Below are 14088 nucleotides of genomic sequence, written 5' to 3' on the forward strand. Positions count from 1 at the left end.
GATGGTGGAGTCAGGAGCGGCACCGATCCCCCGCGGTGTCGCTCCGTGCCTGTGCAGACCGAATCCATGAGCAACGCAACCCAACGGAAGCCCGTCATGGTCCACGACGACAGCCGGCCGGCCCCTGCAGGGCCGCGCCACCGCATCGAGCTCGACGGCGCCGAGGCGCTGCGGCTGCTGGGCAGCGTGTCTCTCGGCAGGATCGTCTTCACCCGGCACGCGCTGCCGACCGTGCGCCCGGTCAACCACGCCCTGGACGGCGGGGACATCGTCATCCGCACCCACGAGGGCGCTGCCTTGACGTCGCACGCCCAGCGGACCGACGATCCGGGCGTCGTCGTCGCGTACGAGGCCGACGCCATCGACCCGCTGACGCATCTCGGCTGGAGCGTGGTGGTGACCGGGTACGCCAGGCTGGTGACCGACCCCGAAGACCTCGCCCGCTGCCGGACGCTGGTGCGGCCGTGGGTGGACCAGGCGATGGACCAGGCGGTCCGGATCCGGCCGGACCTGGTCACGGGCGTCCTGCTCACCGCGGACCGCCGCTCGGGCGCCGCCTGAACTCACCGCGACCGCCGCTCGGGAGCCGCCTGAACCGCACCCGGCGATCATCCGCAGGGGACGACGATCACCGGGCAGTGGGAACGCCGCAGGAGGGCGTGCACAACCGGCCCCGGACGGACTCCCCGAGGGCTCCCGGCGACCACGACCGCGGCCCGGCGCGTGGCTTCGACCAGTGTCTGAGCCTGCGCCGCAGTCGTACGGTGCGTGCGGTTCTCGACCTCGACGCCGGGGCCCCGATCCCGTGGTCCCGCCATCGTGAAACGCGGCACTGCGGCCGGCTCCACCCGGGTGTGCGAACGCAGGACCCGCAGCCGCACGCCGCGCCGCGCCGCCTCCCGCATGGCCTGGACGGCCGCCTCGGCGTCGGTGTCGCGCTCCAGGGCGAGCAGGACGTCGCCGATGTCGTCGTGCGGACGGTCCCCGCGTACGACGAGGAGCGGGCCGTGCGCCTTCGCGACGAGCCGTGCGCTCACCGCGCCGCGCACCAGGCCGGCGACCGCGCCTAGTCCCCGTGTGCCCACGACGGTGAGCGCCGCGTCCGTGCTCGCGCTCGCCAACGCCTCGACGGCGCTCGTCTCGACGGCCAGGGTCGTCACCGGCAGCCCGGGGTGGCGTCGGTGGACGCGCGAGACGGCGGAGGCCAGGACCGGCTCCGCCGCGTCATGGTCGGGGACGGCATACATCACCCGCAACGGGACACCCCGTCGCACCGCCTCACGAGCTGCCCGGTCCAGCGCCCGTACGGAGACGAGTGAGCCGTCCACTCCTGCGACCACGGTGGAGAGAGACATGGACCTGCTTCCCTTCTGCGCTGGGGCCGGGGTGCTCCACCGACGATGCTCGTCGTCCGGCGCACCGCGGGGCAGGAGCCACAGGTACCCGCCGGCAGCGCCGAACGGCCCTGCGGGGCAGGGCCGTTCGGTCCGCGGCTCGTGTGCTGTCTCTGTCAGGTGTCGGTCACGGGGAGGACCTCCTGGTGCCGCTCCTCGCCCAGCACGACCTTCAGGGCCCCGGTGTCGGCGGCGCCGCCGAAGACGTCGTACGCCTCCTCCATGAGGTCCAGCGGGAAGGTGTGGGTGACCAGCTGCGAGGTGGGCAGCCGCCCGGCGGCCGTCATCCGCAGCAGGGTCGGCGTGGAGTAGGTGTCGACCAGGCCGGTCGTGATGGTGATGTTCTTGATCCACAGGTCTTCGAGGTGCAGGGTCGCGGGGGCGCCGTGCACGCCGACGTTGGCGACGTGCCCGCCGGGCCGGACCATGCGCGTGCACAGTTCGAAGGTCTCCGGCACCCCGACCGCCTCGATGACGACGTCCGCGCCGAGCCCGTCCGTGAGGTCGGTGACCAGCTGTTCCGGGGCCTCCCGGGCGTCGGCCACCGCGTCGGCGCCGATCTGCCGGGCGGCCTCCAGGCGGGCGGGGGCCAGGTCGACGGCGACGATCCGTTCGGGCGAGAACAGCCGGGCGGTGGCGATGGCCGCCAGTCCGATGGGGCCCGCGCCGACCACGACGACGGTGTCGCCGGGCCGGACGTCGCCGTTGAGGACGCCCACCTCGTAGGAGGTCGGCAGGATGTCGGCCAGCAGGACGGCGTCCTTGCTGTCCATGGCGCCCGGCAGCGGGTGCACGGACAGATCGGCGTACGGGACCCGGACGTACTCGGCCTGCGTGCCGTCGATCAGATGGCCGAGGATCCAGCCGCCACCGCCCCGGCACTGGCCGTACGCCCCCTGCCGGCAGTAGGAGCAGCGCCCGCACGAGGTGATGCAGGAGACCAGGACCCGGTCCCCCGGCCGCACGGTCCGGACATCGCTGCCGACCTCGACGATCTCGCCGACCGCCTCGTGGCCGAGGACGGTGCCGGGCTGTACCTCGGGCACGTCGCCCTTGAGGATGTGCAGGTCCGTGCCGCAGATGGTGACGGCCCCGACGCGCACGATCGCGTCGGTGGGCTCCTTGATGGCCGGATCCGGGACCTCTTCCCAGGCGGACTGTCCGGCGCCGTGGAACACATAGCCTTTCATGACGCTCCTCACCCCACTCGACGTGTCGCGGAGCGCGGGCCCGACGGTGAGGTCTCGCGGGCGGGTACGCGCCCGCCGGCACCCCTGTGCCGGAAATGCCGCGCAATTCCAGCTTGGCCCGAATACGCGGGCGCCGCTTGGGCCGGACGGGACCCGTCGGGGGCCGGACGGGCCGTCGCTACGCCGCCTCGCTCCTCAGCTCGGCGGCCACGTGCCCCGCCCAGTCCTCGATCGCGTCGAAGTCCCGGAAGTCCCCGCCCCTGCCGGAGCGCAGGATCATCCGGGCGACCCAGCCCTTGGCGCCTTCCTCCAGGCAGCCGCCGAAGGTGACGTGCTCCCGGGCGTCCAGCCGTGTCATGGCCTTCTGCACGCCGGGCACGGGCGGGATGTCCCGCTCGGAGGCCGTGGCGTCGAGGGGGCCGCGCTGAAGAGCCAGAGCGGGCGTCCGGTCAGGGCCCGGCCGTGTCGCCGGACGAAGCGGCGGGCGTCCTTGTGCCAGCGTCCGGCGTACAGTCCGCCGCCGACCACGACGGCGTCGTACGAGGCCATGCTCGGCACGGACCGGGCGGGCAGCGCGTCCACCGAAAGCCCGTCCTTGCGCAGGACGTCGGCGATGGCTTCGGCGATCCGCGCGGTCGCTCCATTGGTGGTTCCGTAGGCCACCAGCACCTTGTCGGTCATGACGGTTCGCCTCCTTCGTACCCACCATGCGGCGGAGGACGGACCGGCCGCATGGGCTGCCCGGGGCCGAACCGGGGCCGTTCGGCCCGCAGTACCGGCGGGGGGGGGACCCGGGGCCGTTCGGACCGAGGTACCGGCGGGCGACCTGGGCGGAGGGGACCGGCGATCGGCGGCGCCGGTCCCCTCCGGGTCCGTCAGGTGCTCCAGCTCCAGTCGGCGACCTCCGGCAGGTCGGTGCCGTGCACGCGGATCCAGTCGTGGTGGCGGGTGCGGGCGTCGGCCATCCGCTGGCGTACGGCGGCGGCGCGCACGGCGAGGCCGGGGACGCGGTCGATGACGTCCATGACCAGACGGAAACGGTCGAGGTCGTTGCGGACGACCATGTCGAAGGGCGTTGTCGTGGTGCCGGACTCCTTGTAGCCGCGCACATGCAGGTTCTTGTGGCCGGTGCGGCGGTAGGCGAGGCGGTGGATCAGCCACGGGTAGCCGTGGTAGGCGAAGATCACCGGCTTGTCGGCGGTGAACAGACCGTCGTACTCGAAGTCGGTCATGCCGTGCGGGTGTTCCTCGCGTGGCAGCAGCCGGGCCAGGTCGACGACGTTGACGACGCGTACCGCGACTTGGGGCAGGTGTCGGCGCAGCAGTTGGGCGGCGGCCAGCACCTCCTGCGTGGGCACGTCGCCGGCGCAGGCGAGCACCACGTCCGGTTCGTCGCCGTTCTCCGTGCCGGCCCAGTCCCAGATGCCCGCGCCGCGCGCGCAGTGGACGCGGGCGGCGTCCATGGACAGCCAGTCGAAGCAGGGCTGCTTCCCGGCGACGATCACATTGACGTAGTCGCGGCTGCGCAGGGCGTGGTCGGCGACGGAGAGCAGGGTGTTGGCGTCCGGCGGCAGATAGACCCGGACGACTTCGGGGCTCTTGTTGAGGACGTGGTCGACGAACCCGGGGTCCTGGTGGGAGAAGCCGTTGTGGTCCTGCCGCCAGACGTGCGAGGTCAGCAGGTAGTTGAGGGAGGCGATGGGGGCGCGCCAGGGCAGCCGCCGTGACGTCCTGAGCCATTTGATGTGCTGGTTGACCATGGAGTCGACGATGTGGACGAACGCCTCGTAGCAGGAGAACAGTCCGTGCCGTCCGGTGAGGAGGTAGCCCTCCAGCCAGCCCTGACAGGTGTGTTCGGACAGGATCTCCAGCACACGGCCGTGCCGGTCGAGGTGCTCGTCGACCGGAAGGGTCTCGGCCTGCCATGCCTTGCCGCTGGCGTCGTAGAGCGCCTGGAGCCGGTTGGACGCCGTCTCGTCCGGGCCGACGACCCGGAAGTCCCGGCGGGTGCGGGTGTCCCGCATGACCTGGTGCAGGAGGTCCCCGAGCACCCGGGTCGGCTCGTGCAGGGTCGTGCCGGGCTTGTCGACCGGTACGGCGAAGGAGTCCAGGGATCCGATGGGCAGGTCCCGCACGAGGAGCCCGCCGTTGGCGTGCGCGGTGGCGCCCAGGCGGCGGGAGCCGGCGGGTACACAGGCGAGGACGTCGTCGACGGGCCGGCCGTCCGGGTGGAAGAGCTCCTCGGGCCGGTAGGAGCGCAGCCATGCCTCCAACTGCCGCAGGTGCTCCGGGTTCTCGCGCACCCCGGCGAGCGGGACCTGGTGGGCGCGCCAGGTCCCCTCCACCGGCAGGCCGTCGACCTCGGCGGGGCCGGTCCAGCCCTTCGGAGTGCGCAGCACGATCATCGGCCAGTGCACCCGCTCGGTGACGCCGCCTTCCCGGGCCGACCGCTGCATCAGGGCGATCCGGTCCAGCGCCTCGTCGAGCGCGCGGGCCAACGCGCGGTGAACGGCGGCGGGGTCGTCACCGGCGACGTGCAGCGGGTCATGGCCGTAGCCGCGCAACAGCTGGTCGAGTTCGGGGACGGGCAGCCGGGACAGCACGGTCGGGTTGGCGATCTTGTAGCCGTTGAGGTGCAGGATCGGCAGGACGGCGCCGTCGTGGACGGGGTCGAGGAACTTGTTGGAGTGCCAGGAGGCCGCCAGCGGCCCGGTCTCGGCCTCGCCGTCACCGATCACACAGGCGACGAGCAGGTCCGGATTGTCGAACGCGGCGCCGTAGGCATGGGCGAGGGAGTAGCCGAGTTCGCCGCCCTCGTGGATGGATCCCGGGACCTCGGGCGCCACATGACTCGGGACACCGCCCGGGAAGGAGAACTGCCGGAACAGCCGCTCCATCCCCTCGACGTCCCGCGGGACGTCCGGGTAGGTCTCGCTGTAGCTGCCGTCCAGCCAGGACCCGGCGAGCACGGACGGCCCCCCGTGCCCCGGCCCCCACACGCACAGTGTCTCCGGCCCGCGCGCCCCGATCACCCGGTTGAGGTGGGTGTACACGAGGTTCAGGCCCGGCGAGGTGCCCCAGTGGCCGAGGAGCCGCGGCTTGATGTGCTCCGGCGTCAGCGGCTCGGTCAGCAGGGGGTTGGACATCAGATAGATCTGGCCCGCGGCCAGATAGTTGGCGGCCCGCCAGTGGGCGTCCAGCGTGCGCAGCTCGTCGTCGGAGATTTCGGTGGCGTCCTGGTGCTCGGCCTTGGACATGGAGGCGACTCCGGAAGTCGTCGGTGTTTCGAACTGCCGTGATTTCAAGGTCAGTCGGCCATCAGCGAGGCCAGTGGGTTCAGCTGGGTCATATGGCATCGGTCATCGGACATCGGTCATCCGGCCGGGTACCCGGTGCGCGTCATCCGACCTGCTCCGGCACGACGGCGACCGGGCAGACGGAGTGATGCAGCACCCCGTGGGCCACGCGGCCCAGTTGGAGCCCGAAGTGCCGTGGACGACGCCGGGCGCCGACTATGAGCAGGTCGGCGTCGCGGGAGGCGTCCGCCAGTACCGTCCTGGCGTGGCCCTCCACGACCCGCCGGCGCACCTCGACATCGGCCGCCACCCCCCGCAGGGCCTCGTCCAGTGCCTGTGCCGCCTGCCGCTCGTGCAGCCCGGCGGGCGCTCCGGCGAGCAGCGGATGATCGGTGGCCTCACGCGCGGGGAACCGCCAGGCCCGTACGGCTTCCACGGACGCTCCGCGCAGCCGCGCCTCCTCGAAGGCGAACCGGACCGGCGCCCCCGCGCCGACCCCCACGACGATACGGCCGCCGGGCCGTACCGCGTTGTCGTGGCCGCCCCGCACGACGACCATCGGACAGTGCGCGTGCCCGGCGACGGTCAGGCTCACGGAGCCCAGCAGCGCCTCGGCCATGCCGCCTCGGCCACGGGTGCCCGTCACCAGCAGCGCGGCGCCCCGGCTCTCCCGCACCAGCGCGTACTCGGGTTCCTCGGGCAGCGAATCGGTCAGGACCTTCAGGTCGCCCCGGCGGCGATGGGCGCGCCGGGCCGCGGCCGTCACCACGTCGTGGGCCCGTACCTGTCCGGACGGCTTGCCCAGGTCGTGGGCGAGGGCGTCACCCTCGTACCGCTCCCACAGCGAGGCGTACACCAGCCGCAGCGACAGGCCGCGCAGCACGGCCTCGTCGGCCGCCCAGTCGACGGCCCGCAGGCTGGGCTCGGAGCCGTCGACGCCCACGACGATCGGCAGATCCGTCGCCCTCATGGTTCAACTCCTTCGGATGTCCGTCAGTTGTGCGGTACGACGGCGACGGGGGCCATGGCGTGATGGAGCACGGCGTGCGTGACGTGGCCGATGTGGGTGCCCAGCGGGCTGCGGCGGACCCGGCGGCCGACGACGACCAGGGAGGCGTCGCGGGAGGCGTCGACGAGATGGCCGGCGGGGGTGCCGTAGTGGGATTCCTCGGTGACCTCGACCTCCGGGAACTTCTTGCGCCACGGGCGCATGACCTCGGTCAGGACCGTGGTCTCGCGCTGTGCGAGGGAGGCATGGAGTTCGAGGTCCGCGGACAGGCCGTAAGCGTAGTACGGGGGCGGGTTCCAGCCGTGTACGACCCGCAGGGAGGTGCTCCGGCGGGCGGCGGCCGCGAACGCGAACTCGATCAGCTCCCGATCGGGGCTGTCGATGTCGAGGCCGAGCACGACGGGCCGGAACGCGGTCGCGGCGGACGGGATGCCGGCGGGGTCGCCGACGTGCTCGTCGGCGGCCTGTTCGTGGGCACGGACCAGCACGACCGGCCGGTCGGCGTGTGCCACGACCGAGAGTCCGACCGAGCCGACGAGGAACCCGCCGATGCCGCTCAGCCCACGGGAGCCGAGGACGAGAAGCTCGGCGTCCTTCGCCTCGTCGGCCAGCACCTCGGCGGGCCGTCCGGACAAATGCTCGATCTTCACGTCGAGCCCGGGGTGACGCGCCCGGATGCCTTCGGCCGCATCCCGCGGAATCCTCCCCCAGCCTTCGGCCGGGGGTGCCCCCATCTCGCTTCGCTCGGTCCAGTGCTGCTGCGTCTCGGCCCCGAGGAGCGGTGCCTGTGCCATGGGCTCCGGTACGGGCTCCCACACCTGGACGAGCTTCAGCGGCAGACCGAGCAACTGGGCTTCGCGAGCCGCCCACTCGGCCGCCGCGCGGCTCTCAGGGGAGCCGTCGAGACCGGCGGTCACGCTGAGAGTGACGGTGCGGGTCATGGTTCCACCTCCTGCGTCGGGGGTCCCGAATCGGGGGTCCCGATCCGAGCGTCACTCACGGACGGCGCGCCCGGGAGGGGCCGCAAGTCCCTGCAAAGGGCCGACCGGCCCTGGCCGTTCACATGCGGGGCAAGTGCGCCGGTGGGCTGAACGGGGGTGCCCGAAGGGCCCGTTGGGGTGCATGCTCGGCCGGTGTCGATCCACCTCTCGCGGCCGCGGGCACGCCGGTGGATCCTGAGGCGACGCAGAAGGGTGGCCGATGGAGCAGGGCAGGAGCGGGCACGTTCCGCGGTGGCGGCGCCCGGTTCCGGGAGTCGTCGCCCTCCTCGGCTACCGGCGCTCCTGGCTGCGGGGCGACGTCCTCGCCGGCGTCACCGTGGCGGCGTATCTCGTCCCGCAGGTGATGGCGTACGCGGGCGTGGCCGGACTGCCGCCGGTCGCCGGACTGTGGGCGATCCTGCCCGCGCTCGGCCTCTACGCGCTGTTCGGATCCTCGCGCCTGCTGTCGGTCGGGCCGGAGTCCACGACCGCGCTGATGACGGCCACCGTGGTCGCCCCGCTCGCAGTCGGCGACCCCGACCGGTACGCCACCCTGGCCGTCACGCTCGCGGTCACGGTCGGTCTGCTGTGCCTGGTCGCGCGGGCGGTGCGGCTCGGCTTCCTCGCGGATCTGCTCTCCCGCCCGGTGCTGATCGGCTACATGGCGGGCGTGGCGCTGATCATGACGGCGGACCAGCTGACCAAGCTGACCGGGGTCGAGACGACGGGATCCAGGTTCTTCTCTCAGGTGTGGTCCTTCGCGGGCCACTTGGCGGAGGCGCACACGGCCACCGTCCTGCTCTCGGCCGCCGCCCTCGTGCTCCTCTTCCTGATGGCGCAGTACGTCCGTGCCGTGCCAGGTCCGCTGCTCGCCGTGGCTCTCGGCACGCTCGCCGTGGTGCTCTTCGACCTCGACGACCGGTACGGCGTCAAGGTGATCGGCGACGTCCCCTCGGGCCTGCCCGGACTCACCGGGCCGGACTGGTCCGAGGTGCCGGGTCTGGTGCTGCCCGCCCTCGGCGTACTCCTGGTCGGCTACACGGACTTCATCCTGACCGCGCGGGCGTTCGCCGGCCCCGCGGACGACGGTCCCGAGCTGGACGCCAACCAGGAGTTCCTGGCGCTGGGCGCGGCCAACCTCGGCGCCGCCGCCCTGCACGGGTTCCCGGTCAGCAGCAGCGCCAGCCGCACGGCGCTCGCCTCCTCGTCGGGCGCGCGCAGTCAGGTGTACTCGCTGGTCGCCGGGGTCGTGGTCCTCGCGGTCCTGCTCTTCCTCAGCCCGCTGCTCAGCCGCACACCGTCCGCCGTCCTGGGAGCGCTCGTCGTCTATGCGGCGGTACGCATGATCGACCTCGCGGGCTTCCGCCGGCTGGCGTCCTTCCGCCGCCGCGAACTCCTGCTCGCCCTCGGCTGTCTCGCCGGTGTGCTCGCCCTGGACATCCTCTACGGCGTCCTCGTCGCGGTCGGCCTGTCGGTGGCCGAGCTGCTGACCCGGGTCGCCCGGCCGCACGACGCGGTCCAGGGCGTGGTGCCCGGGATCGCGGGCATGCACGACGTCGACGACCATCCCACCGCCCGGACGATCCCCGGGCTGCTGGTCTACCGCTACGACTCCCCGCTCTTCTTCGCCAACGCCGAGGACTTCCGCCGCCGCGCCCTGGCCGCCGTCGACGGGCAGAGCGTCCCCGTCCGCTGGTTCGTCCTCAACGCCGAGGCCAATGTGGAGGTCGACATCACCGCGTTGGACGCCGTGGACGAACTGCGCCGCGAGCTCATCGGCCGCGACATCGTGTTCGCCCTCGCCCGCGTCAAGCAGGACCTCCTGGAGGAGCTCCAGGCGTACGGCCTCGCGGACTCCGTGGGGGCGGACCGGATCTTTCCGACGCTGCCGACCGCGGTGGCCGCCTACCGGGAGTGGTCGGGCGACCTGTAGGCGGAGCCGGGTGGCCCGTCGTGACGGGCCGGGTGGCCCATGGTCCGCCGTGGCGAGCCGGCGGACGCTGGCAGTGGAAGTCCCTGCACCCGTCGGGAGGCACGCCATGATCACCACACCCACGCCCAGCATGCTGCGCGCCCTGCCGGCCGACCACCGGCAGCGGCTCATGCACATGGCCCGCGAGGTGTCCTTCCCGGAAGGGACGCGCCTGTTCGAGGAGGGCGGCAGGGCGGACCGGTTCTGGATCATCCGCACCGGCACCGTCGAACTCGACATGCGGGTACCGGGTCGCCGTGCGGCCGTCATCGAGAGCCTCCGGCACAACGAACTCGTCGGCTGGTCCTGGCTGTTCACGCCGCACGTCTGGCACCTGGGCGCCGAGGCGACGACCCCTGTACGTGCGTACGAGTTCGACGCGACGGCCGTGCGCACGATGTGCCGGGAGGACCCGGCGCTGGGCAACGCCGTCGCGCAATGGGTCGGCGACGTGCTCGCCCACCGGCTGCGCTCGGCCCGGACCCGGCTGCTGGACCTGTACGCCCCGTACGGCGCCGGCAGCGCGGTCTGACCGGCACGCGAGGAGGAGCGATCATGTACGGCAATCCGCACATCGTCAGTGACGTCATGACCCACACGGTCGCCGCCGTCGGCCGTCGGGCCGGCTTCGTGGAGATCGTGCGGCTGATGCAGGACTGGAAGGTCAGCGCCCTGCCGGTGCTGGAGGGCGAGGGCCGGGTGGTCGGCGTCGTCTCCGAGGCCGACCTGCTGCCCAAGGAGGAGTTCCGCGACAGCGACCCCGACCGGTATACCCAGCTGCGCCGCCTGTCCGACCTGGCGAAGGCCGGTGCGGTCACCGCGGAGGAGCTGATGACCTCCCCGGCGCTCACCACCCGCCCGGACGCGACGCTGGCCCAGGCCGCCCGGACCATGGCCCACGCCAAGGTCAAGCGGCTGCCGGTGGTCAACGAGCTGGGCATGCTGGAGGGCGTCGTCAGCCGGGCCGACCTGCTGAAGGTCTTCCTGCGCACGGACGACGAGATCGCCGAGGAGGTGCGGCGCGAGGTCGTCGCCCACCTCTTCCCCATGTCGTCCTCGGCGATCCGGGTCGAGGTCCGGGACGGCGTGGTGAACCTCGCCGGGCGCGTCCGGGACACGTCCCTGATCCCGGTCGCCGCCCGACTGATCCGTGCCGTCGAAGGCGTGGTGGACGTGGACTTCGCCCTGGAGGCTCCGCTGGGGGTGGCCGAGAGCACCGCTCCGGGCCGGTGACGCCGGCCTCCCCCGGGGCCGACCGGGGCGCTTCTCGTGGCCGAGTTGGGCCGGTCGGCCCTAGTGCGTCCGGCCCCCGGCGAGCGATGATCGTCATGAGAAGCCACACCGGGGTACAAGGGGTCGTCATGACTGGGCCAGGCGCCTTCACGGAGCAGAACCCGATCCGCGTGTTCCTGCTGGACGACCACGAGGTCGTACGCCGGGGGCTGACCGACCTGCTCGACGCGGAACCGGACATCTCGGTGGTCGGCGACGCGGACACCGTCGCGCACGCCCTCGTCCGCGGCCCGGCCCTGCGCCCGCACGTCGCCGTGCTGGATGTGCGTCTCCCGGACGGCGACGGCATCACGGTCTGCCGTGAGCTGCGCAGCCAGATGCCGGAGCTGGCCTGTCTGATGCTGACGTCGTTCGACGACGAGGAAGCCCTGCTCGACGCGATCATGGCCGGTGCCTCGGGTTACGTCCTCAAGCAGATCAGGGGATCCGACCTGGTCTCGGCGGTCCGCACGGTCGCCTCGGGCCAGTCCATGCTGGACCCCGCGACGACGGCCCGTCTGATGCGCTCGCTGCGGGCCGACCCCGCCGAGACACCGACCGTGCCCCCGGAGCTGGCGAGCCTGTCCCCGCGCGAGCGGGACATTCTCGCCCTCATCGGCGACGGCCTGACCAACCGCGAGATCGGCAAGAAGCTCTATCTCTCGGAGAAGACCGTCAAGAACCACATCTCCCGGCTACTGGCCAAGCTGGGCGTCCAGCGCCGGGTCCAGGCCGCCGTCCTGGCCTCCCACCTGGAGCAGCCGGACCCCGGGGACCGGCCAACGCGCTGAGCACCATCAGCCGGGGGCGGGCTCCGGCTGTCGCCCGGGGATGAGCCGGCCGGTACGGGCGAGGGCGGTGACCGCGGCCGCAGACGAGTCCGATGGCGGTCAGAGCCGTCCAGGTCGGCCACAGGGCGTGGTGCCGTCGGGCGAAGTCCCACAGCGGGCCGGAGACGAGGTTGCCCAGCGTGATGCCCAGGCCGGAGACGGTGTTGTGTAGGCCGGCAACCCGGCAACTGACAGGAGAGGCGAGTCGGCCGGCCCAGGCCCGGCGCCGTCGGCATCGGCCACAGCTACGAAGAAGCCCTCAACGCCCTCGACGTCGCCCAGCGCATGGGCTGAGCGTATGGGCCCTCACCTACCGACTGGACCGCGTCCGCACCCTCACCGGCACCAACCCCGCCGACCCCGCCCACCGCTGCACCCGGCAGACCGCGGTCATCGGTGCCCGCCTGCTCGACTGGCCGAGAAGACCCCTGTGATCGGCAGCCGGGACGCCGAGGGAGACCGGATCTCCGGCACCGTCGCCCGGTACGCACTCACCGGCGAGGACGCACCGGTGACGCGTGGGGACAACACAGGTACGGTCGCCCCAGGTGTGCCAGGTTCGCGACTCTGCTCCATCCCGGGTCGCCGAGGAGAGGGGACCGCGCATGCGGGCACGCGACCTGGCCGAGCCGTATCCGGCGGTCTCGGCCGACGACGACGCGGTGATGGCGGCCCGCCTGTTCGTCGAACGGCGGCTCCCGGCCTTGCTCGTCCTCGATGCGGATCAGCGGCCCTACGCGATCGTCCCGGGATCACAGCTCCTGCGCGTCATCGTCCCGGACTACGCGCTGGAGGACTCCGCGCAGGCGCTGGCCCTGCACGCCTCCGAACTGGAGCGGCTGGCGGAGAAGCTGGAGGGATCCACCGTCGCGCAATGGCTCCCCCGTCACCGCACCCTGCCGACCGTCGTCGGGCCGGACACGGATGTCGCACAGATCACCGCGCTGATGATCCGTACGCGCACGCCACTGGTGGCGGTCGTCGAGAGCGCCGGCCAGGAGACCCGGACGGTGGGAGCGATCACGGCAGCCCGGCTGATGGAGCACTTCCTCAGCCTGGGATGAGGAAGACCGTCCGCCTGGGGGACAGTGCATCGCGGATCACCCGTCAGGTCAGCGAACCCTTCCTCGCGGCGTCAACGGCACCGGCTCGCCCCGGTCGGCCAGGGGCCGCGTGTTGAATTGAAATCCCGGTACCGGGTAGTCCGAACAGAGGGCGGATTTCGGGACGGAAAGGATCGAACCGTGATGATGTCTCACACACTTGAGAAACATGTCCTCGTCATCACGATGCACGACGACCCCGGCATCGAAGCGAGGGCCGTCCTGCTCGCACAGATCAGCGATCTCGTCCACGGGCACAAGCCGGCCTCGGTCGTGATCGTCCTCGACCAACCCGCGCCGACCCAAGCAGCCCTCAGCGTGGTTCTCCGCGCCCATCATCTGTGCAGCCATCTCGACCTGGTGATGTCCGTGGCCACTCACAGCGCGCCCGTACGACGACTTCTCGCGGCCGGCGCCGACACGAAGGACATCCGCCTGGTCATCCACGCCCGCGCCGACACGGCGATCGCCACGGCCACCGCGCTGGCCACGGCGGCGTGAGGACCGAGGCGTGGCCGTGCCGGGCGGCCGGCTTCGGGTACTCGGGCGATGCACGGCGGTGAAAGGCACCGCCCCACACCACCGCCCCACACCCAGGAGGGACGCTCCCATGACTCAGCATGTCCGAGACGTCATGACAACCGACCTGGCGACTGTCGAACCTCTGACCTCCGTGACGACGGTGGCCCGGATGATGCGGGACGAGGACATCGGTGCCGTCCTGGTCACCGAGGGCGATCAGCTGCGCGGCCTTGTCAGCGACCGTGACCTCGTGATCCGCGCGGTGGCCGAGGGCGGCGATCCGGGGCAGACGACCGTGGCCCACGCCTGCAGCGAAGATCTGGTCACAGTCGGACCCGACGACGACCTGGCCCGTGCCGTGCAGGTGATGCGTGAGCACTCCGTCCGGCGAGTGCCAGTGGTCGACGAAGGGCATCACGCGGTGGGCATCGTCTCCATCGGTGACCTGGCCATCGAGCGTGATCCGGAATCGGCTCTCGGCGACATCAGCGCCGCGGAACCGAACCGCTGACCCCTGCGG

Annotated in this window: 13 protein-coding genes and 2 pseudogenes; 9 read left to right on the top strand and 6 right to left on the bottom strand. The window is 72.2% G+C overall.

Going from position 1 to position 14088, the window contains the following annotated elements:
• The first annotated feature begins 66 nt into the window (after positions 1-66).
• A complete protein-coding gene (locus ACFPQ9_RS07895) occupies positions 67-561 on the top strand; it encodes a pyridoxamine 5'-phosphate oxidase family protein (RefSeq protein WP_380848836.1) in 495 nt (164 codons plus the stop codon).
• Positions 562-608: 47 nt separating this feature from the next.
• Here the strand turns inward: ACFPQ9_RS07895 and ACFPQ9_RS07900 are convergent, their stop codons facing one another.
• The 6 genes and pseudogenes from ACFPQ9_RS07900 to ACFPQ9_RS07925 all read right to left on the bottom strand — a co-directional run bounded on the left by ACFPQ9_RS07900 (position 609) and on the right by ACFPQ9_RS07925 (position 7830).
• Complete coding sequence (locus ACFPQ9_RS07900) at positions 609-1355, bottom strand: universal stress protein (RefSeq protein ID WP_380848839.1); 747 nt, start codon at positions 1353-1355, stop codon at positions 609-611.
• 155 nt (positions 1356-1510) lie between these two features.
• Complete coding sequence (locus ACFPQ9_RS07905; RefSeq protein WP_380848842.1) at positions 1511-2584, bottom strand: zinc-dependent alcohol dehydrogenase family protein; 1074 nt, start codon at positions 2582-2584, stop codon at positions 1511-1513.
• 178 nt (positions 2585-2762) lie between these two features.
• A pseudogene (locus ACFPQ9_RS07910) lies at positions 2763-3265 on the bottom strand (flavodoxin domain-containing protein).
• 194 nt (positions 3266-3459) lie between these two features.
• Complete coding sequence (locus ACFPQ9_RS07915) at positions 3460-5841, bottom strand: phosphoketolase family protein (RefSeq protein ID WP_380848845.1); 2382 nt, start codon at positions 5839-5841, stop codon at positions 3460-3462.
• Positions 5842-5983: 142 nt separating this feature from the next.
• Positions 5984-6850 carry a universal stress protein gene (locus ACFPQ9_RS07920; protein ID WP_380848848.1) on the bottom strand — a complete coding sequence of 289 codons (867 nt, stop codon included), beginning with the start codon at positions 6848-6850 and terminating at the stop codon, positions 5984-5986.
• Between the two features lie 23 nt (positions 6851-6873).
• Positions 6874-7830, bottom strand: coding sequence for a universal stress protein (locus ACFPQ9_RS07925; RefSeq protein ID WP_380848851.1), 957 nt, complete (start codon positions 7828-7830; stop codon positions 6874-6876).
• Positions 7831-8089: 259 nt separating this feature from the next.
• Here ACFPQ9_RS07925 and ACFPQ9_RS07930 point away from each other — a divergent pair, with 259 nt between their 5' ends.
• The 8 genes and pseudogenes from ACFPQ9_RS07930 (at position 8090) to ACFPQ9_RS07965 (ending at position 14079) form a co-directional block, all read left to right on the top strand.
• The gene (locus ACFPQ9_RS07930) at positions 8090-9802 is read left to right on the top strand and encodes a SulP family inorganic anion transporter (protein WP_380848854.1); all 1713 of its coding nucleotides are present in this window, start codon (positions 8090-8092) and stop codon (positions 9800-9802) included.
• Positions 9803-9908: 106 nt separating this feature from the next.
• The gene (locus ACFPQ9_RS07935; protein WP_380848857.1) at positions 9909-10373 is read left to right on the top strand and encodes a cyclic nucleotide-binding domain-containing protein; all 465 of its coding nucleotides are present in this window, start codon (positions 9909-9911) and stop codon (positions 10371-10373) included.
• Between the two features lie 23 nt (positions 10374-10396).
• Positions 10397-11074: a CBS domain-containing protein gene (locus tag ACFPQ9_RS07940; RefSeq protein ID WP_380848860.1), complete on the top strand. Its 678-nt coding sequence runs from the start codon at positions 10397-10399 to the stop codon at positions 11072-11074.
• A gap of 128 nt (positions 11075-11202) precedes the next feature.
• Positions 11203-11904, top strand: a complete 702-nt coding sequence (locus tag ACFPQ9_RS07945; protein ID WP_380848863.1) for a response regulator — start codon at positions 11203-11205, stop codon at positions 11902-11904.
• A gap of 243 nt (positions 11905-12147) precedes the next feature.
• Positions 12148-12377 (top strand): annotated as a pseudogene (locus tag ACFPQ9_RS07950) (helix-turn-helix domain-containing protein); the annotation flags it as partial.
• A gap of 171 nt (positions 12378-12548) precedes the next feature.
• Positions 12549-13007: a CBS domain-containing protein gene (locus ACFPQ9_RS07955; protein ID WP_380848866.1), complete on the top strand. Its 459-nt coding sequence runs from the start codon at positions 12549-12551 to the stop codon at positions 13005-13007.
• A gap of 186 nt (positions 13008-13193) precedes the next feature.
• On the top strand, positions 13194-13547 hold the full coding sequence (locus ACFPQ9_RS07960; protein WP_380848869.1) for a hypothetical protein: 354 nt from the start codon (positions 13194-13196) through the stop codon (positions 13545-13547).
• A gap of 109 nt (positions 13548-13656) precedes the next feature.
• On the top strand, positions 13657-14079 hold the full coding sequence (locus ACFPQ9_RS07965; protein WP_380848872.1) for a CBS domain-containing protein: 423 nt from the start codon (positions 13657-13659) through the stop codon (positions 14077-14079).
• The last annotated feature ends 9 nt before the right edge of the window (positions 14080-14088 follow it).

Source organism: Streptomyces coerulescens (genome assembly GCF_042657965.1).
GTDB lineage: Bacteria > Actinomycetota > Actinomycetes > Streptomycetales > Streptomycetaceae > Streptomyces > Streptomyces coerulescens.